Raw genomic sequence first — 24,437 nt, 5'->3', positions numbered from 1 at the left:
TTGAGTCTCCAGCGGGTCCTCCACCCACACCCGCCACCACACACCACCAGCAACCCCCACCACCACGAGCACCAAGACCACCACAACCACAACGGCACGACGCCGCAGGCTGCGCCGAGGCGCACGGCTGGATGCCGAAAAAGACGTATCCGACACAGAGACCGGAACGGTATCCGGATGAGTCACCAGTCATCACCGCCATAAGCATCCTTAAATGCGTCGGGATCCGTCCAATTCTGAGTACCCATTGCGATGCTTGCGTTCGTCAGGTTATTCATCGCATCTGGAGTGTCTCCGGCGCCTGCTGAAAGCCAGCCATTGAAATCAGTTACTTGCTCATCGGTTTCTAGTGTGATGTGATGGCCGCCGTTGGTGTCCACTGAGTACCAGGAGGTCGCGTCTGGATCGGGTGGGTTATTGATGAGGCCTGCGTTAAACGCATTGGTGTAGGCGGCGCCCAGAAGGCCTGTATCGCCCGCGTGTCTTGTCACATCTACTTGCGGCGCTCCGCTTACTGTGAGCCCGGCGTTTGCTAATGTTGCAGGTGCCCCAAGTCCGGGAACCAAGGACAATAAAGTCGAAGCCGCCATCGCCCCGTTGTATGCGTCGTCTGCTTTTTCTTGACCCAGAAGAGAAAGGAGGTTCATGACATCTGCTTGCTGCTTATAGAGGGCTTGGATTGTGGTTATAGATGAGTTGCTCTCTGTCATGTACGTCGAGGTGCGTGTTGCTGTGTAAGCGGTGGTTCCGCGAGCGATCTCATAGTTGGCCTCGGGCGAGTCGGAGATTTCGTAAAGTAAATGTGCAATGGCTTTTTTGAGAGACTCTTCATTGCCGCCCGCAAAGGTGATTTGTGTGCCCGGAAATGCTGAACTAACTCCCGGGGAAATAGGGCCGTTAGTTGCGATTCCTATTAGTTCGCGGCCGCAGTTACCGAGCATAATGCCGATGTTGTGTTTGGTTTGCCCGTGTGCGGGGATGTCTTGTGCTTCAAGGATGGTGATGCCGTTCGCTGTGGCCCAGGTGGCGCGTTGGCTGTTTTCGGTGCCGGATGGGGTTCCGGTGTTTTCCGCTGAAGGGCTTCGTGAGGCGGAAGCGGCGGCGAAGACTGCTGATAGGCCCTCCATACTCAGGTCTGTCCATTCCCGGTTGGTCAGCATCTCCATACGTTTCTTGGCTTGTGCTGAGGGTATCCAGACGCCGTCTTCGCTGTTGTAGTCCTCCGGGGCAAGGTAGGCAAGTGATGCCTCGGTGTTGCGGGCCATGCCGTTGAGGACGGCTGCAAGAGGGTCAGTGGTGTGTCCGGGTAGATACTTATCCGCGTAGTCATCGGTCCCGTAGTTCGCGCTACCCCAGGTGACGCCCTTGGGTTCGGCGGGCCAGTCCTCAATGGTCTCCATCAGCTCGGCCAGGCCGACCAGGAAATCGGTGTCGTAGACGGTGCCGTCAGCGGTGAGGTAGGCATCCAGCACGGTGGCGCGGCCCTCGTGACCCTTCTCCGTAACGGCGTTGTAGATGGCGGACGCGAGGGAGTACTGGTGTGGAGAAGATGGAGACGAGAAGGAGGCTGGTAGGAGGTCTCATCGTAAAGAGTGGAGGCGGCACACATGACATGCCCGAACGTGTCCACCATACGGTCGATGATCGCCGGCTGTGATTGGAGGGCGTAGTTCGTGTCCTTCTGTGCCTCCAGTGGGGCATCCAGCATGTTGTCCACGCCCATGGTCTGACAGAACGCCAAGGCATAGGTGGGGATGTCGCGGTGCTTGTCGATCTGGTCGAGGATTTCCTCGGGGGTGCGTCCTTGGGAGGAGGCGCCGTTGGCGAGTGCTTCTTGGAGCTCTGCAGCCTCAGCCTTCGCAGTCTCAACTGATCCGGTGTTGTAGGCGTGAACATTGGCGGCCGTGTCCATGCTGCGCCAATAGGCGGCTTCGTCGGTGGTGCCTGGGGGTGGGTCGGGCAGATAATAGGCAGATAATAGGACAGGGTGCCGTCGGGGTTGGTCATGGTGATGCCCGACTCGTTGATGTCGATGGCTTCCTGGCGGCGTGAGCGCAGTTCCTCGGCGAGATCGCGCATGGTGGACGCATAGGCCGCCATGGTTCCCGATCCGGGCCCCGGGATCAGGAAGCCGGGCAGTACCTGGGTTGCGTCGACCACGGACTGCACCGGGTCATGGTAGTAGTTGCTGGTCCGGCTGATGCCGCTGCGCTCGTAATCGATCGCTTCGGCGCGTTCTTCGAGGTTGCTGACGACCGTCTGCATCTTGTCGGTGTCGATCTTGATGAAGGCCATGCGACTGCGCTTCCTTGCTTCGATAACGGTTCAGAGGGATGCGGGGCGGGGGTGTTTAGGTGAGGGGCCATCTGGCCAGGGCGGAGTCCTCGGGAACCATGTCCAGCCCGGCGTCGTAGAAGGCGTTTGCCGCGTCGGTCAGGCCGGAGACGATGTCGCCGATCGCCTCGTAGGTGCCGGAGTCGGCTGCGTCGATCTTGGTGCGGTAGTCATCGGCGACCGGCGAGGTCCACACCTCATCGTTCAGGCCGGCGTCGAAGGTGCCGCTGTGCTGGCTGGTGGAGTCCGTGGTAGAGGCGGGCTCCCAGCTGTCCAGGCGGAGCCGCGAGCCCTGCGCGTGCTCCTTGACCGCCTGGATTGCCTCCAGCTTGCGGTTGGGCACCATGCGGACGTCATCATCGTCAGCGTCGTAGGTGGGTGAGGACGGCATCGGGGTCTCAGCTCTCAGATCGTATCGGGCAGGGGCAGGTGCGCGGGTAGCGGGCCGCCCTCGCGGCAACGGCCTCAACCTACCCCACACATCACGCCCCCGTCACGATACGACAAGAGCGGTCACCAGCCGTACGCCGGCACAGACCGATGACTGCCCGATGACGCCGATAGGCGGGACGTCGGCCTTGTGGCTCGGGCTTAGTCGGCTTCGGCACATGCCGTCGGGGTCCATTGCCCCTACGCTTCGACCCCGAGCCGCTCCAGCCAGCGGCACACGCCGGCGGCATCAATGTTTGCCTCCAGGCGGGTGCCGGGCTTCCAGTCGCCGGTGCTACTCAGGGCGGCGAGGTCGCGCGCGCTGGCGCCCACCGGTGAGGAGAAGGAGGTGCAGAACGGGATCACCGTCTTACCGGTGAAGTCGTTGTTGCGCACGAAGTCGCCCAGCACCCAGGAGGCCTCGCCCCACCAGATGGGGTAGCCGACCAGTACGACGTCGTAGTCGGCGAAGCCCTCCGGGGCGTCGTGCACGAGCGCCACATGCCGCAGGCTGTGATCGACGTGCTCGCGCGAGACCCGGCTGCGCGGATCGTTGTAGTCCAGGTCGGGCTCGGAGTAGGGGTCGGCGGGCGTGAGCACGAAGGCCTCTGCTCCGAGCGCCCGGGTGATGGTCTCGGCCACCCGGCGGGTGTGCCCGTGGGCGGAGTAGTGGACCACGAGCGTCTTAGAGTCGGCGGTATTCTGCAGGGTCATCGGGCGGATCCTCTCTAGTGATCCGGAGCTTTTTCCTAGACGTTACCGATTTCTGTGCGGATCAGCATGGTTTTCCGGCCGCACGTTCGCGGTTGGCGGTACCTCGAGCGTGGACCTGGAATGATGTGCACGATGAGCGTTGCACCACTGCCCCTGTCACCGGCAGGGTGCTACCTGGTAGCGATGGGAAGGAGCGAACATGCCACGGCCGTCGGTGCGTGATGTGGCCGAACGGGCGGGAGTCTCGGTCGGCACGGTCTCGCACGTACTCAACCATCCGGAACGCGTTGCCCAGCCCACCCGCGACCGCGTGCACGCCGCCATCGACGAACTCGGCTTCGTCCGCTCCGAGGCGGCCCGCCGTCTGCGCCACGGTGGCTCCTCCCTGGTGGGCGTGCTGGTCCACGACATCTCCAACCCCTTCTTCACCGAGGCGGCGCGCGGCATTGAGGACCGCCTGCGCGAGGACGGCCGCGTGCCCATGCTCGGCTCAACCGACTCCGATCCGGAGCGCGAGCGGGAGCTGATGACGCTGCTCGCCGGCATGGACGTACACGGTGTCATCGTCACTCCATCCGCCTCCACACTGGACAACCTGGCCGTCCTCGCCGGCCGGGGCATTCGGGTGGTGCTGATGGACCATCCGCCGATCTCCGCGGAGCTGTCCACCGTGTCCGGCGACGACGTCGCCGCGCCCGCGCCGCCGTCGCCCATCTGATCGAACTCGGCCACCGCCGCATCGGATTCGTCAACGGCCCGCTCACGGTGCGCCAGTCTGTGGACCGGCGCGACGGCGTCATTGCCGCTCTGGATGCGGCCGGCCTGGATCCTGCGCAGGCATTGGTGGAGATCGAGGCCGTCAGTGGCGGGCAGGGTTATACCGCCGACGCGGGCGCCGTCGGGGCCGCCGCGCTCCTGGGGAACGACTCGCCGCCGACCGCGCTGTTTTGTGCCAACGACCAGCTCGCCATTGGCGCCATGCGGGAGATTCGCCGTCGCGGCCTGAGCATTCCCGACGACGTCGCCATCGTCGGCTATGACGACGTCTCCGTCGCCTCCGAGCTCATCACCCCGCTTACCAGTGTGCGTCAGCCCATGCGGGAGATGGGCGCCGCGGCCGCTGACCTGCTGCTGTCCGGCGACGGCGCGGTGCGCCACATCGTCTTCCCGCCCGAGCTCGTGGTCCGGGAGTCCACCGTGGGCAAGCAGCCACGTCAATGACCGCCACCCACGGCGGCGCTCGCTTGCCGGGGACAGTCGCTTACTGAGGACGGGAGAAGCGCACCGCGGTGCCGGAGGCGGTCACCATGAGCATGCCGTTATCACTGCCGAGGGTCTCGTAGTCGATGTCTACTCCCACCACGCCCTCCGCGCCGAGCTCCTGCGCGCGCTGGACCATCTCGGCCAGCGCCGTCTCCCGCGCCTGGATGAGCTCATTCTCATAGGCCTGGGAACGGCCGCCCACCATGTTGCGAATGCCGGCGGCGATGTCTTTGAACATGTTGACTCCGGCTATCGTCTCACCGCACACCACACGTAGGTACTGCGTGACGGGGTAGCCCTCAACGGTGGGAGTGGTAGTCACAATCATCGGCTTCTCCTGATACTCGTGGGTGAGGGAACAGACCGGACGGGCCATCCCCGCTAGATTGTGCCGCATCGATGCTTCTGCCGACTCATTCCCATGGACGATCCGCCGTTTTCGGCCGGGAGGAACGGCTCAACCCCGCTGACCTTCCAGACGCGCCAGGGCTCTGGCGTACCCGAAACCGATCTCCTGCGGGCTGATCGGCACGCCGTCGTAGGACCAGCTCAGCAGGTGTTCGGCGCTGAAGCCCCGCGCGCAACGTGAGCAGGAGCATGGCAGTGTCGGGCGGCGCATCCGGTCCACGGTGTGCCCGGCGGGGCAGGTCCCCACCCAGCGCCCCGGCACGCGCGGCGCCTCACCGCTGACCAGGCGTCGGCCGCTGGCGCCGAGCCGGCGGGCCTCGGCGCGCCAGACGTCATCGTGTCCGTGAGCGGCGCCCACCCGGGCGTGGGCGATCTCGTGCAGCACGGTCTCGCGCACCTCCGCCTCGTCATACAGCGCCATGAGCTGGCGCGACAGGGTGATTCGCCGATGGGAGTGGTTGGTCTGCCCGGCTCGCCGCCGCGCCCGATCGAATGACACCGACCAGTCGGCGACGCCGTGTTCCTCCATCAGGCGCCGGGCCAGCGGTAGCACGTCGGGCAGGTTCACGTCGCGAGCGTACTTGTTCCGCGTCGGCCTGTGGCAACATTGCTGCGATGTCACGTCCCGCCGACCGGCCGACGCGCCGCTCCCCGCAAAGCCGCACGCGCCATACCGCCACCGACTACCGGGCGGCACGAGGAGCATCTGCCCGCAGCCGCGCAACGGCGCCGCGCGGTACCCGTTTGGCTAGGGCGGCAAGGGCCGGGGCGCGCGGATACGGCTCCCGTCGGCGCCGCGGTGGACGACGGCGCTCCCGCCGACTCGGCCCGGTCGGCATCTTCCTGGTCGCCTTCTTAACCACGCTGTTGGTTGGATTGCTGGCGATGAACGCCATCGGCACCGCGCCGGCCTCACCCGCCCCCACGGCGGCTACGAAGCCCGCCGCCATCGCTCGCGACATGACCGGCTTCGACGCCGAGCACATCATCGACGACGACGTCTTCTACGACTCCACCACCATGACCGCCGCCGAGGTCGCCGCCTTCATCGACACGGTTAACGCGGGCTGTCAGAGCGGCATCGACGGCACCCCCTGCCTGGCGGACGCCACCTTCGACACCGAGGACCGCGAGGCCAGCACCGCCTGCCCCGGCGGCTACACCGCCGCCACCGGGGAGACGGCCGCCGAGATCATCTCCCAGGTGGCCGCCTCCTGCGACATCAACCCGCGCGTGCTGCTGGTCCTGCTGCAGAAGGAGCAGGGACTGCTCACCGCGTCCGGTCTCGCCCTGAACGAGAGCCGCTACCAGGCGGCCACCGGCTACGCCTGCCCGGACGGGCAGGAATGCGACTCCGAATACGCCGGCTTCTTCCGCCAGGTGTACGGCGCCGCCTCCCAGTTCCAGACCTATCGGCTCGATCCGTACGGTTTCCAGGTGGTAGCCGGCACCGCCACCCAGTTGTCCTACTCGCCGAACTCGCTGTGCGGCACCGGCGAGTTGACGGTCGCCAATCAGGCGACCGCCGGTCTGTACAACTACACGCCCTACCTGGCCAACGCGGCGGCCGCCGATGGCGGCGACGACTGCACCAGCTGGGGCAACTGGAACTTCTACGGCTACTACCGCACACTGTTCGGCGATCCCACGCCGTCGACCGCCGACTGATACGGCGCACCGCCGAGCCGGCGCGGTGCTGGTGCAGCGCTGGCTGTAAGCGTGTGAGGATTGCCTGCATGGAGTGGCACCCGGTGCTGACGACTGTGTGGGTCGTCCTGGAATACGTGATCAAGTTCGTGGCGCTCGGAACCGTCCCGGAGAATCGCCGCCCGTCGTCGTCGACCGCCTGGCTGCTGCTGATCTTCCTGCTGCCCGTGGTCGGGCTGCCTCTGTATGTATTCCTGGGCAGCCCCTGGGTGCACGGCAAGCGCTATCAGCAGCAGCTCGAGGCCAATGCGGCCGTCAACGAGTTCGCCTCGGGTATGCCCGATGTGCCCGCCGGGGCGCGGCCCTCACCACAGCTCAGCTCGGTGCTGCGGATGAACCGGAAGCTCACCGGCCTGCCCTGCGTCACCGGGGAGGTCATCGCCCTGCACACGGACTCCGCCCAGACCTACGCCGCCATGGCCCGCGTGATCGACACGGCCCGCCATCACGTGCATGTCGAGTTCTACATCCAGAGCTGGGACGAGGTCACCGACGTCTTCTACGCCGCGCTCGCCCGCGCCGCCGCCCGCGGCGTGACCGTGCGCCTGCTGGTGGACCACCTCGGCTCGCGCAAGTACCCCGGCTGGAAGGACTTCGGCCGGCGCCTTTCCGAGGCGGGCATCCAATGGCGGCTCATGATGCCGTTGCTGCCGCACAAACGCCGCTTCCGCCGGCCCGACCTGCGCAACCACCGCAAGGTCCTCGCCGTCGACGGCGAGCGCGCCTTCATCGGCTCGCACAACATCATCGACCCCACCTATCGGCTGCGGTCCAACCTCCGGGCCGGACGCACCTGGGCCGACCTGTCGGTGGAGGTCACCGGGGACATCGTGGTGGAGGCCGAGACGGTCTTCGCCATGGACTGGTTCTTCGAATCCGGGGAGGTGCTTCAGGTACAGGACGCGCTTCCGGGCACACCCGACGTGAACGAACTGCTGTCCCGCCGGCCGTCGGTTGGCACGCCCGCACCGCAGCCGGGGCGGCCCGACGCCGTCGTCAACGCCATGCAGCTGGTGCCCTCCGGGCCCGGTTACCCCACCGAACCGAATCGGCGGATGTTCGTGTCCCTGATCGAAAACGCCACTCGGCGCGTGTCGATCACCAGTCCCTACTTCATCCCCGACGAGGCGCTGCTGGCGGCCATGACCACGGCCGCCTACCGGGGGGTCGATGTTGAGCTGTTCGTCGGTAAGGAATCCGACCACCTAATCGTCAACCACGCGCAGCGCTCCTACTACGGGGCCCTGCTCGCCGCCGGTGTCCGCATCTACCGGTATCCCGCGCCGACGGTCCTGCACGCCAAGTATCTGACGGTTGACGGGGCGGTTGGCGTCATCGGCAGCGCCAACATGGATTTCCGCTCCTTCGCCCTGAACTACGAGATGATGCTGCTTTCCTTCGGCGGTGACCTGGATGCGCTGCTGAGGGACAACGACGCCTACTACCGGCAGGTATCCACCGAGCTGACGGCCGAGGAGTGGGCCAAAGAACCTTGGTGGCGGCGCTATGTCGACAACGTGTGCCGGTTGGTCTCCGCGGTGCTGTGAAGCCCTGGTCGGCGCATGTCGCCGGAGCATATCGGGGCGGCATTGTCCGAGTCGGTCACAAACGCACCTACGATGCTGAAATGCCTTCCGTGAATCGTTGGAATCTTGCGGATGCAGATTCTGGATGAGCCGCCGGATTCGCCGTTTGTGACCATTTGCGACAATGCCAGCCCGTCAGGGCCCCGGCAGGTTGACCATTGCCCACATCCTTCCGGCTTGGGACCATGGGAGTCTTGGGACCATGGGAGTATGGCAAGGCGCTGGCAAATCATCAGGGCGGAACTGGTCTCCGGACGGGGGCAGGTGTTCGTGCCGCCACCGGGCCGGGAACTGGTGCTGCCTCCGTCGACCACCTTCGCGCAGCTTGGGCTTGCAATCGACCAGGCGCTGGCCCGCTGGGATCTGGGACACCTGCGCGAGTTCGAACTGGCTGACGGTACCCGAGTGGTCGATGACCTGGAGCAGGCTGCCGACTTCAGCGGATTCGTGGGTCCGCTGCTGGACAAACTCCTGGAGCAGACCGAGAAGGTTAAGGCGCATGCGGGCGTCGGTGACGTGTTCCGCTACGTATTCGACTTCGGTGAAGATTGGACCTGCCGTTGCACGATGGTGGGCCTAGGAGATCCTGAGCAGCTGTACGGCATTGTCCCCGATACACCCGCCGTCATCTGGGGCTGGGGTAGCCTGCCGGACCAGTACGGACGCAGCTGCCCGGACGAGGGTGCCGCCGATGACGAGCAGCCCGACGCCGCTCAACAGGCGCTGGAGGAGCAGGAGGTGCACCGCTTCGTTACCGAGGCCGGGCGTGGCAAACCCGCCTTTGTCGACCTGGGCAAGCTGCGCGCGGCGGATGCGGCCGGCGACCCGCGCGCCGTGCTGGACGAGCTAATCGCAGTCGACGTTGAGCCGGCACTGCAGCAGGTGGGGCAGGCACTGGTGCATGTCTGGGATGCCGGTACGGGAACCGGCTCAGGAACCAGCCGGGAGCGTCGCCGGATCCGCATGGATCTGATGGCGCTTACCCTGGCGTTGGTCGGGAGGTTGAACGTCCGCGGTAACCTCGGAGACGAGTCCCTGAGTAAGGAGTTGCTTGCCCGCGCCCGTGGCGAGATGCCAGAGGGAGACCCGCTGCCCGTGGACCTGGAAGTAGTCAGCGAGGTCATGGCCTCCTACGGCGAGATGGACGGTGGTTACCTCGACCTCGACACCGGCCAGGTTCTGCCCACTGACCTCGTTGACCAGTATGGCGTGGGCGCGTCGAGCCTGGAGGAGGGCTTCGAGGAACTCGGCATTGAGCCCGGGCACCGCTGGGTGCGGATCGACGGTGGCGGCCGGAAGGAGCACGGCGCGCAGCGGCGTGCATTCATCGACTACCTCGAATCGCCGAGCATCGGGCGCGCTGCGAAGGCGGAGGCCGCCGGTGCACTGCGCCAGGCCCTTGAACAGCGTGGCGGCGACAGGCGATTCCATGACGCGCTGGGGGAGCTCAGCCTGGTTGACCAGTGGCTGGCATTCCGTGATGACCGCCGCTGGGGGCGGGCCCGCGCACTGTTGGCCTCCCAGGGCATGCGGGCAGTGCGCTCGCAGCGGTCGTGACCGTGACCGGTCTCGGTGCGTCACTGGTGCCGGTCTCAGCGAGACGGCGCGGGCGGCTCAGGCCCGGGCGCGTAGCCAGGTCAGCACGGCGCGCACGCGCCGGTTGCCCTCCTCGGGCGGCAGATCCAGCTTGGCGAAGATGTTCGCGACGTGCTTGGCGACGGCACCATCGGAGACGACGAGCCGCTCGGCCACCTGCGAGTTGGTCAGCCCCTCCGCCATGAGGGCGAGCACCTCCTGCTCACGCGGGAGTGAGCCGGAGCGGTCTCCGGAGTCGCCAGCATGGCCGGACGAACTCCTGGGCGGGAGGATAAGCTCAGGAGCCACCGACCTCGTCCAGATACTGGGCGCGCGCCTTCATAGCATGGATCAGAAGCTCGTAACCGTCGTCAAAGATGAGTACCACGAGTTCCAACAGGCGCCCAGAGCGGTCGGCGCCAATCATCAGCCAGCGGCGCGGGTCGTCCTCATCATCGAGGGGGCGAGAATTCGGGACATGGACCGCGGCGTACTGGACGGCGTCGTCGTCGAGACGATCTCGTCGGTAGTGCTTGCGTGCGGAACGGTGTATGTCAGGCAACGTGGGCCCACTCGCGCACAGCGGCACGGATGGCCTCCGAACGCGTGGTGATTCCTTCGGCCTTGGCGCGTGCGGTCAGGGCCGCGATCGTCTCGGCGTCGAGGCGCACCGTCAGAACTGAGGTTGGGCCATTGCCCACGGGTGGGCGTCCTCGTCGCGGCGCTGGAAGCTTGGGCAGATCGTAGCCTGCCTCGGCCTCGTCGGCCCAGGCCTGGATCTGCTCATCACTTACAACTCTGCCATGCAGCAGGTGGTCACCCATACGTTTATTGTATACGAAATTATGTGGACTTGTGTGAGCTTGGGATCAGATGGATGATGCGTCTGTCCACTGTGCACAGCGGCACGGATGGCCTCCGTGCGCGTGGTGCTTCCAACGCCGCCTGTGTACTTCGGCGCCCGGGGAAAGGCCGTCATGGACACCATCGGCGCCAACTGAACCTACGTTGTCCCCCTCGGGAACCGGTGCCGCGACGATGGTCCGTGGGCGCCGATGACGGTTCGTCAGGTGGCACCAATGATTCGCTAGGAACTGCGACGGTATGTGGGGTAGCCGCACGAATCGTCGCAAGAAGTGGCGAATCGTCTGGCGGAACGCACGAACCGTCATAGTCGGGGGCGATCGACGCGTCGGGGCTCGTTTCAGCCGACGCCGCTCACACCTTGCCCAGCAGCTTGCTGATGCGCTGCACGCTGACCTTGCGGGCCGTACCGAGCGTCTGCGCGAACAGGCTCACCCGCAGCTCCTCGATCAGCCAGTGCGCCTCGGAAAGCACCGCCTCCCGCTCGGGGTCTGGCGATCCTCCCGCCGCCCGGGCGTGCGCCTCGGCCAGCATCCGCTCCGCCTGCTCCACCTGGTAGGCCAGCGCCGCATCCTGGCTGGGGGAGGACTCGGCCTTGGTCACCCGCATGGCCAGTGCCCGCAGATACCGCGGCAGGTGCGGTAGCTGCTCCGGCGGAGTAGCGGCGATAAAGCCGTCCGCCACCAGCAGCGCTGCGTGCTCGCGCACCTGCTGCAGCGTGCCGAGCAGCGCCAGCGAGGTGTGTGCCGACACCTCCCGCTCCACCTCGCGCTGTGCAGCCAGTGTCTTGGCGGCAATCTGTGCGATCCGGTAGACCTCGTCCTCCAGCTCCTGCCGCATGACGGCCACCAGGTCCGCGAACGCGGCCTGCTTCCGCACTTCGGCCAGGGGCCTGCGCCGCGCCGCCGCCCACCGATCGGCGACCACCCGGGCGGCCGCGGCCTGCATGTCCTCCACCAGCGCTCGGTGCTTTGGTAGGGGCTGGCCGCCAGCGTCAACGTCTCGGTGGGGTTCCACCGGGAGGTGATGCGGGCCGCGGGCAGGACGGTGCGCGCCAGCGCCAGCGCCGTCACCCCGGCGCCGTGCGCGCGCTCCTGGGCGACGGCGTCGGGCAGGATCCGCAGATCCGCCCGTCGAGCCCCGGTCGCCACCAGCGCCGGGTAGCCGCGCACCACCAGGCCCGCCGTGCCCGGGGTCTCGATGGTGGCCGGAATGGTGGAGCGCTCCGGGCCTTCCAGACCAGTGACGCCCGCGGGCCAGTCCGTCAGACCCGCGCGTTCAGCCATTCCAGCGCCGACGGCGCCGCGCGCCCCGCGGCCTGACCGGACGCTGCACCACTCGGCGCACCGCCCGTGGCCCGACTGCGCCTCCATCCGCGCCCCGTCCCCGCCGCTTGCCGCGTCCACGACGACGTCGTTCCTGCGCCCGCTGCGCGTCGGCCATGGCCAGCGCGATCGCGCCGTGGACCGCGTCGCGCACGGCCGCCTCGGTGCGTCCGGCCTGGCGACGCTGCAACACCACCAGGTCCGTATCCCGGTCCAGCTCCCGGCCGGCCCCGTCCACGGCCACGAAGGCCATGCGCAGGTGCTCGGGCAGCCGCGCGGCGGCCTCCTCCCAGTCGGCCTCGGTGATCTCCACCTGCCGCAGACGCCCCACCGCATCCGCGAAGGCCTCCCGGAAGGGGACGCCCGGCGCCGACGATGCCCCCTCGCCTCCGACCGCTTCGGGGACCTTCCGGCGGATCTCCTCCCACACCCGTGCCCCGACGTCGGGAGCGGGCACCAGCGCCCGCCGTACCCGCTTGGGCAGGGCGCGGATCGTCGCCACCACCAGTTCGGGACGCAACCCGGGCACCAGCCAGTCGAAACCCGCCGGCTCCAGACGCCCCAGCACCTCCACCGGAACCAGCACGCTCACCCCGTCGTTCGGGGCGCCCGGCTCGAAGACGTAGTCCAGGCCGAGCGTGAGGTCGCCCTGTACCCAGGCGTCCGGGTAACCGGTGGTGTCGTCCCCGCCGGGCAGCAGCAGCTCACGGGTGAAGTCGAGTAGGTCGGGATGGTTGCGGCGCTCCCGCTTCCACCAGGCGTCAAAGTCGTTCGCCCCGTAGACGTCGTCGGGCAGGCGATCGTCGTAGAAGTCGAATAGGGCCTCGTCGCTGGCTAGCAGCCCGTGCTCGCGGCGCCGCTGCTCGACGTCGGCCAGCTCCTCCAGCAGTTCCCGGTTGCGCTCGACGAAGCGGTGGCGGGCGTGCCAGCCGCCCTCCACCAGCCCGGAGCGGATGAACATCTCCCGGGCCAGCTCGCGGGCGTCGGCGGTGCCGACCGAGGCGAGCGTGGCCGGGCGGTCGGCCACCAGCGTCATCCCATACAGCAGCAGCTTCTCGTGCACCATGGCGGCGCCGCGGCGCGTGGACCAGTAGGGCTCCCCGTAGACGCGGTGCAGCAGCCCTGCCGCCCCGGCCGCCTCCTCGATCCAGCGGGCGTCCACCTTGGCGACGGTGCGGGCGAACAGGCGGGAGGTCTCCACCAGCTCCGCCGTCATTACCCAGTCGTAGCTCTTGCGCCGCAGTCCCGAGCCCGGCCAGATCACGAAGTGGCTGCCGCGGGCGCCCGCGTACTCGCGGCGCCGCTCGTCCCAGGTACCCACATTGGACAGCAACCCCACCAGCAGGGAGCGGTGGATGGCGTCGGCGCTGGGCGTGTCCGCGCTGCGGCCCAGGGCGACGACGGCGGCCGCCACGTCCCCATGGGCGATCGTGGCCGCTGGGTGCCCGGCTCCAGGTCGGCTGCGGCCGCGCGCACGGCGCTCGCGGTGGGCAGGTCCACGGGGGCGGCGGCGAGCCCCAGCGGGCGGGCCAGCTGGCGCAGCTGGTTGTACACGTCCTGCCACTCGCGCACCCGCAGGTAGTGCAGGAACTCGGCCCGACACATGCGCCGGAAGGCGGAACCGGACAGGTCGCGCTGCTGGGTGCGCAGGTAGCGCCACAGGTTCAGGTAGGTCAGGAAGTCGCTGGTCGGCTCGGCGAAGCGCCGGTGCAGGGCATCGGCGGCCTCCTGGTGGTCGGCCGGGCGCTCGCGCACGTCCTGCATGGACAGCGCTGCCACGATCACCATGACCTCGCTGACGCAGCCGAGCTCGCCCGCCTGCAGCAGCATGCGCCCCAGACGCGGGTCGATGGGCAGGCGGGCCAGGCGCCTGCCCACCTCGGTCAGGCGCGGCCCGCCGACGCCGTCACCCCGGCCACCCCGACGCCGCCCCGAGCCATCACGGCCGGAGGTCTCGATGGCGCCGATCTCGCCCAGCAACTGGATGCCGTCGCGCACGGCGCGGGCGTCGGGGGCGTCCAGGAAGGGGAAGTCCTGCACATCACCCAGCCCGAGTGCGGCCATCTGCAGGATCACCGAGGCCAGCGAGGTGCGCAGGATCTCCGGCTCGGTGTACTCCGGGCGGGAGTCGAAATCGGACTGGGAGTACAGGCGGATGGCGATGCCATCGGCAACGCGCCCGCAGCGGCCCGAGCGCTGGTTGGCGCTGGCCTGGCTGATCGGCTCGATCGGCAGGCGCTGCACCTTGGTGCGGTTTGAGTAGCGGGAGATGCGCGCCAGGCCCGGATCGATGACGTAGCGGATGCCGGGCACCGTCAGGGAGGTCTCGGCCACGTTGGTGGCCAGCACAATGCGGCGGCAGGAGTGGGCCTCGAAGACGCGGTGCTGCTCGGCGGCGGATAGGCGTGAGAACAGCGGCACCACTTCGACGGCACCGGGCGTCGCGGTGCGCCCGTGCGGGGTGTAGCGCGGTCCCAGGTGGTCGATGAGGGCCGACTCGGTGTCGCGGATGTCCCGCTCGCCGGCGAGGAACACCAGGATGTCGCCGCTGCCCGCGGCCATGAGCTCATCTACGGCGTCGAGGATGCCGGTGACCTGGTCGCGCTCGGTCTCGGGGGGAGTGTCGGCGGCTGCGGGGGAGGCGGTGTCGGGGTCGTCGGGGTCGAGCGTGAGCGGTCGGTAGCGGATCTCCACCGGGTAGGTGCGCCCGGACACCTCGATCACGGGTGCCGGGGCCTGGTGACCAAAGTGGGCGGCGAAGCGCTCGGAGTCGATGGTGGCGGAGGTGATGATGACCTTCAGGTCCGGGCGCTGGGGGAGGAGCCGGGCCAGGTAGCCGAGGATGAAGTCGATGTTGAGGCTGCGCTCGTGCGCCTCATCCACGATGATCGTGTCGTAGCGGCGCAGCAGCGGGTCGGACTGGATCTCCGCCAGCAGGATGCCGTCGGTCATGAGCTTGACCAGCGTGCCCGGGCCGGTTTCCTCGGTGAAGCGCACCTGGTAACCGACCACGCCGTCCGGGCCGATGGGAGTGGACAGTTCGTAGGCGATGCGCTCGGCCACGGAGCGGGCGGCGATGCGGCGCGGCTGGGTGTGACCGATCATGCCGGTGATGCCGCGGCCCAGCTCCAGGCAAATCTTCGGCAGCTGGGTGGTCTTGCCGGAGCCGGTCTCCCCGGCCACAATCACCACCTGGTTGTCACGGATGGCGTTGGCGATCTCCTCCCGCCTGGCGCTGACGGGCAGCTCCTCCGGGTAGGTGATCAACGGGACGGCGGCGCGGCGGGATTCAATCTGCTCGGGGGTGAAGCCGCGCCACTTGCTGCGCTGGCCGCGCCGGGGACGGGATCCGCGGGGACGCCGACCGCGCCCGCCATGGCCGTTGTTGTTGCTGGCTTCGGGGCGGCCCGCACGCCGGGTCGGTCGCTCGTTGTCACTCATTAGGGGGCCTATTGTGGCCCATCCCCACCCCTCCCCTCACCGAGGTCGGTTGATCTTACGTGCTGAGGTCGGTCGATATGGCGTGGAGGAGCCGGCATCGTCCTCGTTGCGCGTGATGTCCTCGAGCCGAACGCGCACGGATGCCCGTAGTGGTAACTAGAACAGCTGTCTTGTAAACAGCCTCGGGTCGGACGCGCACGGATGCCCGAGGACGCTCAGAGCTGTCACGTAGTGCACCACTTTCCACTCGGGCAGGTTTGGGACGCGACAGCATAACTGCATGATTCCGCGGTTTCGGTAGGGAGGATGAGCGTCTGGGCATATTAACGTGGTGCATCTAGTGACAAAGATGTGCTGGTTGTCCCGAGACCACCGCATACACTCCGCCGGGCTCAGAGCACGTCCAGCATGGTGGCGACGAAGGCGTCGTAGGAGTCGGCCACGGCCAGGCGGGCGACCTTGGCGGGATCCACCAGCGCCTTGATCACGGCGTCGAACACATCCCCGAAGGCGTCGCGGCTGTCCGCGGACAGGCACAGCATGGCGACGAGCCTGACCGGTGTGCCGTCCCAATCGACGGAACGATCAGCCAGGCATACGGCAATCGCGGTGCGGGCGGCGGTCATCTCGATCGTGTGGGGGATCGCGGCCCCGGAGGCGAAGGCCGTGGTGGACAACTGCTCGCGCTCCTTGACCTGATCCAGGAACTCCGGGCCGACGGCACCGGCGCGTGCGAGCAGGCTCACTGCGGTTTCCAAGGCGGCATCGCGATCCTGCCCGCCCGGGATCCGGGTGAACAACTCCGGGTCCATCAACGTAGTCAGCCAGGCGGCTGCCTTGAAGCGCTTGTGGCCGGCGGCGATATTGGCCGTCATCTCCCGAATTCGCTCCAGGTCGGCGTCCGTCAGCAGCAGCCCGGTACGGATCACCGGTACGTCGGGAGCCCGGGGCAGCGGCACCGTGGTCACAATCAGGTCGGCGGCCAGATCGGGCCCTACGTCGTTGGCTCCGTGATCACCCGGTCCACTCTCCCGGTTCCGGCCACCGCGATTTCCACGGCGTGCATCAGGGAGAGGTGGACGTCGTAGTAACGGGGGACCACGATGGCGACGCTGACCTCATCATCCTGCGCATGCATGGACAGCAGACGGCCGCCCACATGGAAGGCGATGAAGCCGATCTCGTCCTCACTGACTTCGATGCCGGTCTCCAACTGAATCTGTCGGGCGATGAACACCGCCAGCTCATGCACCAGCGGTGGGTGTTCTTCACGGACTGTCCCACCGGGATGCGGGCAGAGTCGTGGTGCGCGGCCCGCTGCACCAGGCTGCGCACATGCATGGCGAGGAAGGCGATGAACCTGTCGTCCGCGAGGTCCACCAGGTAGTTCGCGTTCAGCTTCGCCACGATCCGGGTGACCATGGCCAGGTAGTGCTCGTCGAGGAAGGCTTTGACCTCCGGGCTGGAGGTCTCCTCCGGATAGGCGGGGGCGGCCTTGGTAAGGAGCAGGAGCGCCAGGTAGGCGACCTCATGCTCCGGTACCCGCACCCCGAAGACTCTCTCCACGAGTTCGCCTACCGCGCGAGACACCGAGGCGAGTGCGTCATTCGTGGCCGGCTGCGAGTCGTGAACGGAGCGTCCGTGTCGTACCCGGTCGACCATGATGGCGATGTGGGCGACTAACTCATCGGCCGTCCACTCGTTGACGGACAGCTGAAAACCATCCAGTACCTTGCGTAGTTGCTTCTTGAAGCCCAACAGTTCCGGCTCGTGAAGGCGGTGGGCGACTTCTTCGACGTCGATGAACTGGCGCCGGCGCACCGCGGCCCCGGTGAGGATGCGCCGCATGAGACGGCGTTGTGCCGTCTCTTCGCCTTGAAGCGAGAGCCGCTCGTGGTCGCGGACCAGACGCAGACCGAACTGGGCCGCCAGCGGGCGGGCCTTGCCCAGGTCGGCCTCGATCGTGGAGTCGGAGACGTGCAGCTGCTCCGCCAGGTCGAATACGCTCACCGGCCGCTGGGCGGCGACCAGCACGCGCAGGATGTGCGCCAGCCGGGCCTCGGGACCATCGTCCCGAGACCCAGCCGGCGCCGCCCGCAGCCGCGCCCGCTCCAAGGCACTTGCATCCAGCAGTAGCCGGAGTGCGATGAGGTGATCACCCGCCCGAAGTGCTCATTGGCGGCGGTCACGTAGTTGCGGATGGTACGGGTAGACACCGCCAGCCGCGCCGCCAGCTCGGCGGAGGAGAACGGCCGGGGCTCCTCGGAGAGGATCTGCAGCAGATCCTCGAAACTCTTCATGACGGTTCAGCTCCGCCTGGCGATCCAGTCGAGGATCGCCTCGTGATCAACGGCCTCAAGGTCCGTGGCATCCACCTCCAACAGATCGCCGAGCCGGAAGGTGTCATACCCGCGCGTGGTACAGCGCCGGTAGAACTCCTCGCGGCTCAACAGGCCGCTGGCCTGGCTGCGATCCGGGAGCGAGTCGCCGCGGTGATACCGGTCGACGATGTGGCCCAAATGCCGCGAGGGATCCAAGTCCCGCCGCTGCTGCCGTGCAAACAGCACCTCCAGGTCGGCGGTCAGACGGATTGTCAACGCGGTGGCGCCATGACGTTCGCACAGCATCCGCAGCGTCGGCAGCTGCTTCACACTGAACGGGTAATCCGACAGCACCATCGGACCGTCCGCGTCGTCGTGCATGACTCCACTGTGGGCGCGGCGGCTCAACGCGGTTTCAAGCTCTTGGAAGAAGATCCCGAGTGCCATGCGGTCCAGGGATTGCTTCTGCTCGGCGTTGTCGAACCCGTGCTCCTCCCACAGCCTCTCCTTGATGTCGTCGATGGACACCTGCGTGCAGCCCGGGAAGCGTTCCCTTATGCGGGTGCACAAGTAGCTCTTGCCGGTGCCGGGCAGGCCCGCGACCAGGACGAGGATTGCGCCACTCACCGTAGCCTCGCAGCTCGTTCGCTTCATTCGGGACGGCGTCCCATGAACCGCGCGATCTTGTGGGCGACAATCTCGCCGACGACGTCGTTGCAGGGGACAATGTTGTTGCGCAACGAGCTGTTGACCTTGGTGGCCCCGAAGGTCTCCTGCGCCTTGCGGGTCCAGCCGACCAGCAGCTCGGTGCCGACGTTGAACTTGCGGATGCCCCGGGCGGTGAGCGCGGGATAGTCGGCCTCATCCACGCCGGTGCCGCCGTGTACGACTAGGGGCACGTCGACGGCGTCGTTGATGCGGCCGAGCAGATCCAGGTCGATCTTGGTCTTCGACTTGAACTGGCCGTGGTTGGTGCCGATGCTGACGGCGAGCGCGTCGCAGTCGACTTCGGCAAGGAACTGCTGGGCCTCCTCCGGCTGGGTGTACTTGCCCTCCCGGTTGCGGATGCCCTCCTCGGTGCCTCCGATCGTGCCGATCTCCGCCTCCACGGAGACGCCGTGCTCGTGGGCGAAGGCGACCACGCGGCGCGACTTGGCCACGTTCTCGGTGAAGGGCAGTTGAGAGCCGTCGAACATGACCGAGGAGTACCCGGCCGTGATGGCGTCGCGGATGTCGGTCAGGTCGGTGGCGTGGTCCAGGTGCAGGGCGACGTCGACGATCTCGTCCTCCGCCATTGCCCGGCACACCGCCACCAGGTTCCTCATGCCCACGTAGCGGGCGGTGCCGGGCGAGGTCTGGATGATGATCGGGGAGCCGAGGTCACGGGCGGCGCGGATCATCGCCGGGACCATTTCTAGGTTGTGGGCGTTGAAGGCGCCGATGGTGTAACCCACGCGCTGGGCCTCGGCGAGCATCGGGGTGATGGGGATATACATGTTGGTGGTTTCCTCACGGAGTTGAGTGTCTGAGCGATTACCGCGGGCAGCGCGCCTGGTGGGCGTGGCGCGTGCGGTGCCCGTCTAGTACTGCGAGCGCATGACGCGCTTCGACAGGGCGGTCAGCTCGTCGAGCTTGACGGTCCACTGCTGGATGGCGGCGTCGTCACGGGACTTGGCGGCCTGCTTCAGCTGCTCGTTGTAAAGCGTGAGCAGGCCGTTGTATGCAGGGCCGAACTGCTCGCGAAGCGCCATGGATGCCTCGTAGCTGTCGATCGCGGCGGCGTTATCACCTAGCTCCTGCTGGACGCCGCCGAGCTCGTTGAGGAGCTTGATCCGTGCTTCGGGATCGGCCGGTTCCTCCAGCCGTGCGGTCAGTGCGGCGGCGCGCTCACGCAGTGACTCCTGAGCGGGCGGAGCCTGCACCTCGGTGCCGACGGCGTCGTCTCGCTCGACGGCCTCGGCGGACCGGCGCTCGTCCTGGTTGCGAGTTCTGCGGAATAGTCTCATCGCGCCGGCCTCAGAACGCGTTCATGATGGGACGGACGATGTAGGCGAACAGCAGGCCGGCGGTGATGGTGTCGACGTCGGTCGCGGACAGATTGGGGAAGCCAGGTTCATGAAGGTGGTTACCAGCAGCGCCGGCAGCAGCGTGATGAACAGGCCGTGCACCACGCCGCCGATAATGGCGCCGCGGCGTCCGCCCACGGTGTTGCCGAAGATGCCCGCGGTGCCGCCCGCGAAGAAGTTCGTGAGCATGCCGGGCACGATCACGGCGAAACCGACGGCCGGCAGGGCCACCATGGCGATCAGGGTGCCGATCGTCGTGGTGATGAAGCCGATGACCACCGCATTGGGCGCATACGGGAATAGCACCGGGCAGTCCAGCGCCGGCTTGGAATCGGGCACCAGTTTCATGGAAATGCCGCGGAAGGCGGGGACGATCTCGCCCAGCAGCAGCCGCACACCGGCCATCAGCACGTAGACGCCGACGACGAACTGGATGGACTGCAGGAAGGCGTACATCATGTAGTTCATGGATCCGACTTCCTCCGCGACCGGTTCGGGTCCGGCGACCGCCGCGACGATGAGGAACAACGGAGTCATGACCACGGCGAGGGACATATAGGTGTCCTGCAGGAACTCCAGTGACCGGGGGAGCTTGATGTCCTCGGTGGAGGGCTGCTTCTCGACATTACGCTTGCGCACCAGCCAGGCGACTCCCGCCTCGACGAGGTAACCAATGGTGCAGAAGTGCCCCAGTGCGATGGCGTCGTTGCCGGTGATGCGGCGCACGATGGGCTGCGCCAGGGCGGGCATGGCCACACAGAAGAAGCCGCCCACCACGCTGGCGGCGAGGATGAGACCGGCGCCGCGCAGTCCGGCGGCGTAGCCGAAGATGACGGTCATGGTGGACATCCACAGCAGGGCCTGGCCGGTGAGGAAGATGTACTTCCACGGCGTGAAGCGCGCCAGCAGGATGTTGACAATGAAGATGCCCAGGAACGCGAGGGCGATCTGGCCGCCGAGCCCCATGTTGTTGGTGGCGTAGCCGTTGACGGCCTCAATGCTCGGCACGATTCCGGTGGTGTGGAATGCCGCCTGGAACATCACGCCGAAGTAGGTCAGCGTGGTGACCAGCACGGCCGATCCGGCGGAAAGCACGTAGAAGCCGAGAATGGTCTTGAACGTCCCCATGATGACGGCGCCGACACCCTTTTTCTGCAGGATGAGGCCGAGCATGGCGATCAGGCCGATGATGATCCCGGCCTGAGTGAGGACGTTGTTGATGATCCAGTTGATGATGCTCATGCCTGGGTCTCCTTGTGCTGCACGACCGGGAGGAGCTTGGCGGCGATCTCGGTCTTGTCTACGATGTTCTTGAGGAATACGAACGAGATCCCGGGGTCGAGTTCGTATTTCTCGATCGTGGGCTTGAAGTTCTCCGCGGAGACGATGATGTCCGCGCGTACGCCCGGAATTCCGGAAATGGCCTCATGTCCGAGGTTGGCTCGAACACCAGCTTCGGCGAGTACCTCTTCGGCTTCCATCTGGCAAGCCAGGCTGCTGCCGAGTCCGGCTCCGCAGATGAAGTAGATATCGAGTGGTCTGGTCATGGGATACTCCTTCGTGTCGTGACCTTGCCGCTTGAAATTGGGTGGGAGCCCCAGTTGGGGTCAGTTCTCCTGACGGAGGATTCGTTGAAACTCATCGACGGTTTTCGCCGCGATGAGCCGCTCCTGCTTCGGGCGGTCGCCGGCGATGGCGACGAACTCCCGGAGTGCTTTGAGGTGGGAGTCGTCGTCGACGGCCGCCAGACAGAACACAATGTCGACGGGGTCGTTTTCCGGGTGGTTGAAGTCGACGGGGTCCGCCAGGGTCATGACGCTCATGCCCTGGCGCACCACTCCCGCCTCGGGTCGGGCGTGGGCGAGGACCAGGTGCGGCGCGAGCACGATGTACGGGCCGAACCGGTCGACTGCGTCGATCATCGAGTCGATGTACGCGGTGGTGATTGCGCCGTCCGCGAGAAGCGGTTGGGCGACGGCGGCAATCGCTTGTTGCCAGGTTGCCACGTGCTTGTGGATGATCACATGATCATCGGTGATCAGGTCGGTCAGTGCTGTGCTCATGCGTTAGGTCCTCCGTGCGCATGAGTATCGAAGCGGACGGTGTGAGGTGGCCAACAGGAGTTTTTCCGCCTCGGGGGGCCTTGGCGGAAAGTCCTCGGGGTGGGACCGACGCCTGGACGCCTCGCCATGTCGACCGATCTCGGCGCGTAACGTCTACCGAACGCGGTGGGAGGGCGCTCGGGGTGCCGCGTGAGTGTTCAGCGCAGGCGGCGGGTGACCCACTCGGTGCTCAGCCGGGCGATCTCCTCGGTGGCGGCGTCGCCGTCGGCCTGCACCTGGTACAGCCGACTGCCCTCCGGCAGGAGCGGGAACGCTGCGGTGGCCGCCTCTGCCGTGTCCGGCAGCTCATCGGTGAGGCCGCCGTGCAGCATGAGAATGGGCCAAGGCAGATCCGCCATGGTCTTCTCCGGCGACTGGAGCGAGACGTCGGCGAGCGTCTCCTTGCTCAGCACGTCCCACTGGCGCGAGTTCGGGTTGTCGTCGGGCAGCCGGGTCAGACCGTGCCGATCCAGTTCGTCGAGCTGTTCGGGGGAGAAGACGTTCTCCCACAGGATGGACTGCGGGCCGACGACCGCCCCGGCGACGACGGCGGTGCGTACCTGTGGGGGCGGGCCAACAGGGCGGCGGTGGCACCGAAGCCGTTGGCGTGGATTGCCTGGCGGACGTAGCCGCGGTTGGCGAGCCAGGCGGACACGGCCTGCAGGTCCTCGATCTCGCCCGCCAGGGTGATCACGTCGTCGTCGGACTCGCCCAGGCCGGAGAAGTCGAACTGGAGCGTGGCCAGACCCGCCCGGCGGTAGTGTTCGGCGAGCTTGTCCAGGCGGTGGGACAGGCCGTGCCGGTCGGTGAGGAAGTCGTGGGCGAGGATGACGATTCCCTCCTCGCGCGGGGGGACGGCGTGACCGGAGCGTACGGCTTCTTCATCGAAGACGTCGGGATCGAAAGGGGCGGCGTCGTCGGGCAGGTGCATCGTCGCCGCAAGGCTGATGCCGCGGGCCGTGTCGATGCGCAGATTCGCCATGGCTTCAAGGTAGGTCAAGGCCCGCTGCAAGTCACGATCACAGGCCCTGTGACCAGGCTGATTGCGCTGCCAGCGTGACGGCGTCTGCACCACATGCGTCGGCGCCCATCCCCTGCTGAGGACGGGCGCCGACGCGTCAGCGGTGAGGCGGCCGCACGGACCGGACTCAGTACGAGGACCCCTCGTCGTCGGCTTCGGTGTCCTGCGCGCCTTCGGCCTTGAGGGCTTCGAAGGCGGCGTCGACGTCGCCATCGGTGATCTGCGCGGGAGCGGAGGCGCCGGGCAGCGCGGTGTTGCCTTCGGCCTTGAGGGCCGCCAGGCGCGCCTCGGCCTCCAGCTGCTGGTCGGAGGACTCCAGCTCGGCGAACTGAGCCTCCAGGGAGGCGCCGGCAATCTCCATCTGCCTGCGGCCTGTGCCTCGACCCGGCGCACCTGGTCCTCGTAGCGGGACAGTTCGCTGGTGGGGTCCATGATGTTGATAGAGCGGATGGCGCCCTGCACCTTGACCTGGGCCTCGGCGTTCTTCTGCCGGGCGACCAGCTGGTCGCGCTTGGTCTGCAGCTCACCCAGCTTGGCCTCCATCTGCTGCAGGCCGGTCTTGAGCTGGTCGACGACCTGCTGCTGGGAGGCGATCATCGGCTCGGCCTGCTTGGCCTCGTTCTCGGCGGTGATCTGCTTGGTCAGCGCGATCTTCGCCAGGGAGTCCCACTTGTCGGCCCCGGCGGCATCCCCGCCGGCGCGCAGCTCGTCGGCCTTGCGGGAGGCGGCCAGCGCCTTGTTGCCCCAGTCCTTGGCCTCGGCGACATTCGCGTCGTGGTCCTTCTCCGCCAGGCGCAGGTTGCCGATCGTCTGGGCGACGGCGTCGCGCGCCTCGGCGATGGACGCCTTGTAATCGCGCACCAACTGGTCGAGCATCTTCTCCGGGTCCTCGGCGCGGTCGATGAGGGCGTTGATGTTGGCACGGGTGAGCTGGGCGATGCGCCCCAGGATCGACTGCTTTTCAGCCATGTGGTTTCCCTTCGTCGTGCTCGCCCGACGGCCGGGGAGCGTTCGGTATGGATGCCCTGGTGGACTGTATGCGTCCACCTTGTGGGCGGGCTATGCGCATAGGCGCGGCGACCGTTGGAGCGGACCTGCCGGCGCCGTCACCGGGCCATACTTCCAGGAAAGCGGGCCCGATTGCGGAAAATGATCGGATCTGTCGGTGACGATTCCCTGCTTACTTCGTCTCCAAGGCGCCCACGGTTGGGTGGGCCGACGGGGCGGCGTGGCCCGGGCGAAGTGGTGCGTCGGCCTAGAAGCGGCCCGCCCCCGCCGAAG

Annotated in this window: 24 protein-coding genes and 5 pseudogenes; 5 read left to right on the top strand and 24 right to left on the bottom strand. The window is 67.1% G+C overall.

The window, feature by feature from the left end:
- Positions 1-182: 182 nt before the first annotated feature.
- From BW737_RS15480 to BW737_RS01755, 5 genes and pseudogenes are all read right to left on the bottom strand, one after another.
- Entirely contained in the window at positions 183-1,472 is a 1,290-nt protein-coding gene (locus tag BW737_RS15480; RefSeq protein ID WP_143233219.1) for a DUF6571 family protein, read from the bottom strand.
- A complete protein-coding gene (locus BW737_RS01765; protein WP_086615822.1) occupies positions 1,400-1,912 on the bottom strand; it encodes a DUF6571 family protein in 513 nt (170 codons plus the stop codon). Before BW737_RS01765 ends, BW737_RS15480 begins: the two co-directional genes overlap by 73 nt.
- Before the next feature lie 68 nt (positions 1,913-1,980).
- Positions 1,981-2,295: pseudogene (locus BW737_RS19740) on the bottom strand (DUF6571 family protein); the annotation flags it as partial.
- Positions 2,296-2,350: 55 nt separating this feature from the next.
- Positions 2,351-2,725 carry a hypothetical protein gene (locus BW737_RS01760; protein ID WP_086615823.1) on the bottom strand — a complete coding sequence of 125 codons (375 nt, stop codon included), beginning with the start codon at positions 2,723-2,725 and terminating at the stop codon, positions 2,351-2,353.
- Positions 2,726-2,964: 239 nt separating this feature from the next.
- Complete coding sequence (locus tag BW737_RS01755) at positions 2,965-3,477, bottom strand: flavodoxin (protein ID WP_086615824.1); 513 nt, start codon at positions 3,475-3,477, stop codon at positions 2,965-2,967.
- A gap of 199 nt (positions 3,478-3,676) precedes the next feature.
- Between BW737_RS01755 and BW737_RS17340 the strand changes: the two genes are divergently transcribed.
- Both BW737_RS17340 and BW737_RS17335 read left to right on the top strand, forming a co-directional pair.
- The gene (locus BW737_RS17340; RefSeq protein ID WP_257210353.1) at positions 3,677-4,195 is read left to right on the top strand and encodes a LacI family DNA-binding transcriptional regulator; all 519 of its coding nucleotides are present in this window, start codon (positions 3,677-3,679) and stop codon (positions 4,193-4,195) included.
- Positions 4,192-4,698: a substrate-binding domain-containing protein gene (locus tag BW737_RS17335; protein WP_338063832.1), complete on the top strand. Its 507-nt coding sequence runs from the start codon at positions 4,192-4,194 to the stop codon at positions 4,696-4,698. Before BW737_RS17340 ends, BW737_RS17335 begins: the two co-directional genes overlap by 4 nt.
- Before the next feature lie 40 nt (positions 4,699-4,738).
- Here BW737_RS17335 and BW737_RS01745 read toward each other — a convergent pair whose 3' ends face one another.
- The gene (locus BW737_RS01745; RefSeq protein ID WP_086615825.1) at positions 4,739-5,068 is read right to left on the bottom strand and encodes a putative heavy metal-binding protein; all 330 of its coding nucleotides are present in this window, start codon (positions 5,066-5,068) and stop codon (positions 4,739-4,741) included.
- A gap of 129 nt (positions 5,069-5,197) precedes the next feature.
- Positions 5,198-5,716, bottom strand: a complete 519-nt coding sequence (locus BW737_RS01740; protein WP_086615826.1) for a SprT-like domain-containing protein — start codon at positions 5,714-5,716, stop codon at positions 5,198-5,200.
- Positions 5,717-5,763: 47 nt separating this feature from the next.
- Here BW737_RS01740 and BW737_RS01735 point away from each other — a divergent pair, with 47 nt between their 5' ends.
- The 3 genes from BW737_RS01735 to BW737_RS01725 all read left to right on the top strand — a co-directional run bounded on the left by BW737_RS01735 (position 5,764) and on the right by BW737_RS01725 (position 9,998).
- Positions 5,764-6,816: a hypothetical protein gene (locus tag BW737_RS01735; RefSeq protein WP_338063831.1), complete on the top strand. Its 1,053-nt coding sequence runs from the start codon at positions 5,764-5,766 to the stop codon at positions 6,814-6,816.
- Between the two features lie 68 nt (positions 6,817-6,884).
- A complete protein-coding gene (gene cls / locus BW737_RS01730; RefSeq protein WP_086615828.1) occupies positions 6,885-8,402 on the top strand; it encodes a cardiolipin synthase in 1,518 nt (505 codons plus the stop codon).
- 249 nt (positions 8,403-8,651) lie between these two features.
- Positions 8,652-9,998, top strand: a complete 1,347-nt coding sequence (locus BW737_RS01725) for a plasmid pRiA4b ORF-3 family protein (RefSeq protein WP_086615829.1) — start codon at positions 8,652-8,654, stop codon at positions 9,996-9,998.
- 57 nt (positions 9,999-10,055) lie between these two features.
- Here the strand turns inward: BW737_RS01725 and BW737_RS01720 are convergent.
- The 17 genes and pseudogenes from BW737_RS01720 to BW737_RS01650 all read right to left on the bottom strand — a co-directional run.
- A pseudogene (locus BW737_RS01720) lies at positions 10,056-10,244 on the bottom strand (response regulator transcription factor); the annotation flags it as partial.
- 70 nt (positions 10,245-10,314) lie between these two features.
- The gene (locus tag BW737_RS17330; RefSeq protein ID WP_086615830.1) at positions 10,315-10,578 is read right to left on the bottom strand and encodes a toxin; all 264 of its coding nucleotides are present in this window, start codon (positions 10,576-10,578) and stop codon (positions 10,315-10,317) included.
- Positions 10,571-10,840 carry a ribbon-helix-helix domain-containing protein gene (locus BW737_RS01710; RefSeq protein ID WP_086615831.1) on the bottom strand — a complete coding sequence of 90 codons (270 nt, stop codon included), beginning with the start codon at positions 10,838-10,840 and terminating at the stop codon, positions 10,571-10,573. The genes BW737_RS17330 and BW737_RS01710 overlap by 8 nt, the downstream gene beginning before the upstream one ends.
- Positions 10,841-11,234: 394 nt before the next feature.
- A pseudogene (locus BW737_RS17325) lies at positions 11,235-12,166 on the bottom strand (DUF3418 domain-containing protein).
- Positions 12,159-13,526, bottom strand: coding sequence for a DUF3418 domain-containing protein (locus BW737_RS17320; RefSeq protein WP_257210354.1), 1,368 nt, complete (start codon positions 13,524-13,526; stop codon positions 12,159-12,161). Before BW737_RS17320 ends, BW737_RS17325 begins: the two are co-directional and overlap by 8 nt.
- On the bottom strand, positions 13,466-15,646 hold the full coding sequence (hrpA, locus tag BW737_RS17315) for an ATP-dependent RNA helicase HrpA (RefSeq protein WP_257210351.1): 2,181 nt from the start codon (positions 15,644-15,646) through the stop codon (positions 13,466-13,468). Before hrpA ends, BW737_RS17320 begins: the two co-directional genes overlap by 61 nt.
- A 392-nt stretch (positions 15,647-16,038) precedes the next feature.
- Complete coding sequence (locus tag BW737_RS01700) at positions 16,039-16,614, bottom strand: PTS sugar transporter subunit IIA (RefSeq protein ID WP_086615832.1); 576 nt, start codon at positions 16,612-16,614, stop codon at positions 16,039-16,041.
- Positions 16,615-16,711: 97 nt separating this feature from the next.
- A complete protein-coding gene (locus BW737_RS01695; RefSeq protein WP_143233218.1) occupies positions 16,712-17,680 on the bottom strand; it encodes a PRD domain-containing protein in 969 nt (322 codons plus the stop codon).
- Entirely contained in the window at positions 17,653-17,946 is a 294-nt protein-coding gene (locus tag BW737_RS01690) for a helix-turn-helix domain-containing protein (protein ID WP_086615834.1), read from the bottom strand. The genes BW737_RS01695 and BW737_RS01690 overlap by 28 nt, the downstream gene beginning before the upstream one ends.
- Positions 17,947-17,952: 6 nt before the next feature.
- Positions 17,953-18,621, bottom strand: coding sequence for a P-loop nucleotide/nucleoside kinase family protein (locus tag BW737_RS01685; RefSeq protein WP_086615835.1), 669 nt, complete (start codon positions 18,619-18,621; stop codon positions 17,953-17,955).
- Entirely contained in the window at positions 18,618-19,463 is an 846-nt protein-coding gene (locus BW737_RS01680) for a class II fructose-bisphosphate aldolase (RefSeq protein WP_086615836.1), read from the bottom strand. Before BW737_RS01680 ends, BW737_RS01685 begins: the two co-directional genes overlap by 4 nt.
- 84 nt (positions 19,464-19,547) lie before the next feature.
- A complete protein-coding gene (locus BW737_RS01675; protein WP_086615837.1) occupies positions 19,548-19,973 on the bottom strand; it encodes a hypothetical protein in 426 nt (141 codons plus the stop codon).
- Between the two features lie 21 nt (positions 19,974-19,994).
- Entirely contained in the window at positions 19,995-21,275 is a 1,281-nt protein-coding gene (locus BW737_RS01670; protein WP_257210350.1) for a PTS ascorbate transporter subunit IIC, read from the bottom strand.
- Positions 21,272-21,580: a PTS sugar transporter subunit IIB gene (locus tag BW737_RS01665; RefSeq protein WP_086615838.1), complete on the bottom strand. Its 309-nt coding sequence runs from the start codon at positions 21,578-21,580 to the stop codon at positions 21,272-21,274. The genes BW737_RS01670 and BW737_RS01665 overlap by 4 nt, the downstream gene beginning before the upstream one ends.
- A gap of 60 nt (positions 21,581-21,640) precedes the next feature.
- Positions 21,641-22,096 carry a PTS sugar transporter subunit IIA gene (locus tag BW737_RS01660; RefSeq protein WP_086615839.1) on the bottom strand — a complete coding sequence of 152 codons (456 nt, stop codon included), beginning with the start codon at positions 22,094-22,096 and terminating at the stop codon, positions 21,641-21,643.
- A 197-nt stretch (positions 22,097-22,293) separates the two neighbouring features.
- Positions 22,294-23,117: pseudogene (locus tag BW737_RS01655) on the bottom strand (alpha/beta hydrolase family protein).
- Positions 23,118-23,283: 166 nt separating this feature from the next.
- Positions 23,284-24,125, bottom strand: a pseudogene (locus tag BW737_RS01650) (PspA/IM30 family protein).
- Between the last annotated feature and the right edge of the window lie 312 nt (positions 24,126-24,437).

Source organism: Actinomyces ruminis, from assembly GCF_002154335.2.
Classification (GTDB): domain Bacteria; phylum Actinomycetota; class Actinomycetes; order Actinomycetales; family Actinomycetaceae; genus Actinomyces; species Actinomyces ruminis.
Note: the sequence above shows the minus strand (reverse complement) of the source record. Positions and strands in the feature narration are given on the sequence as shown.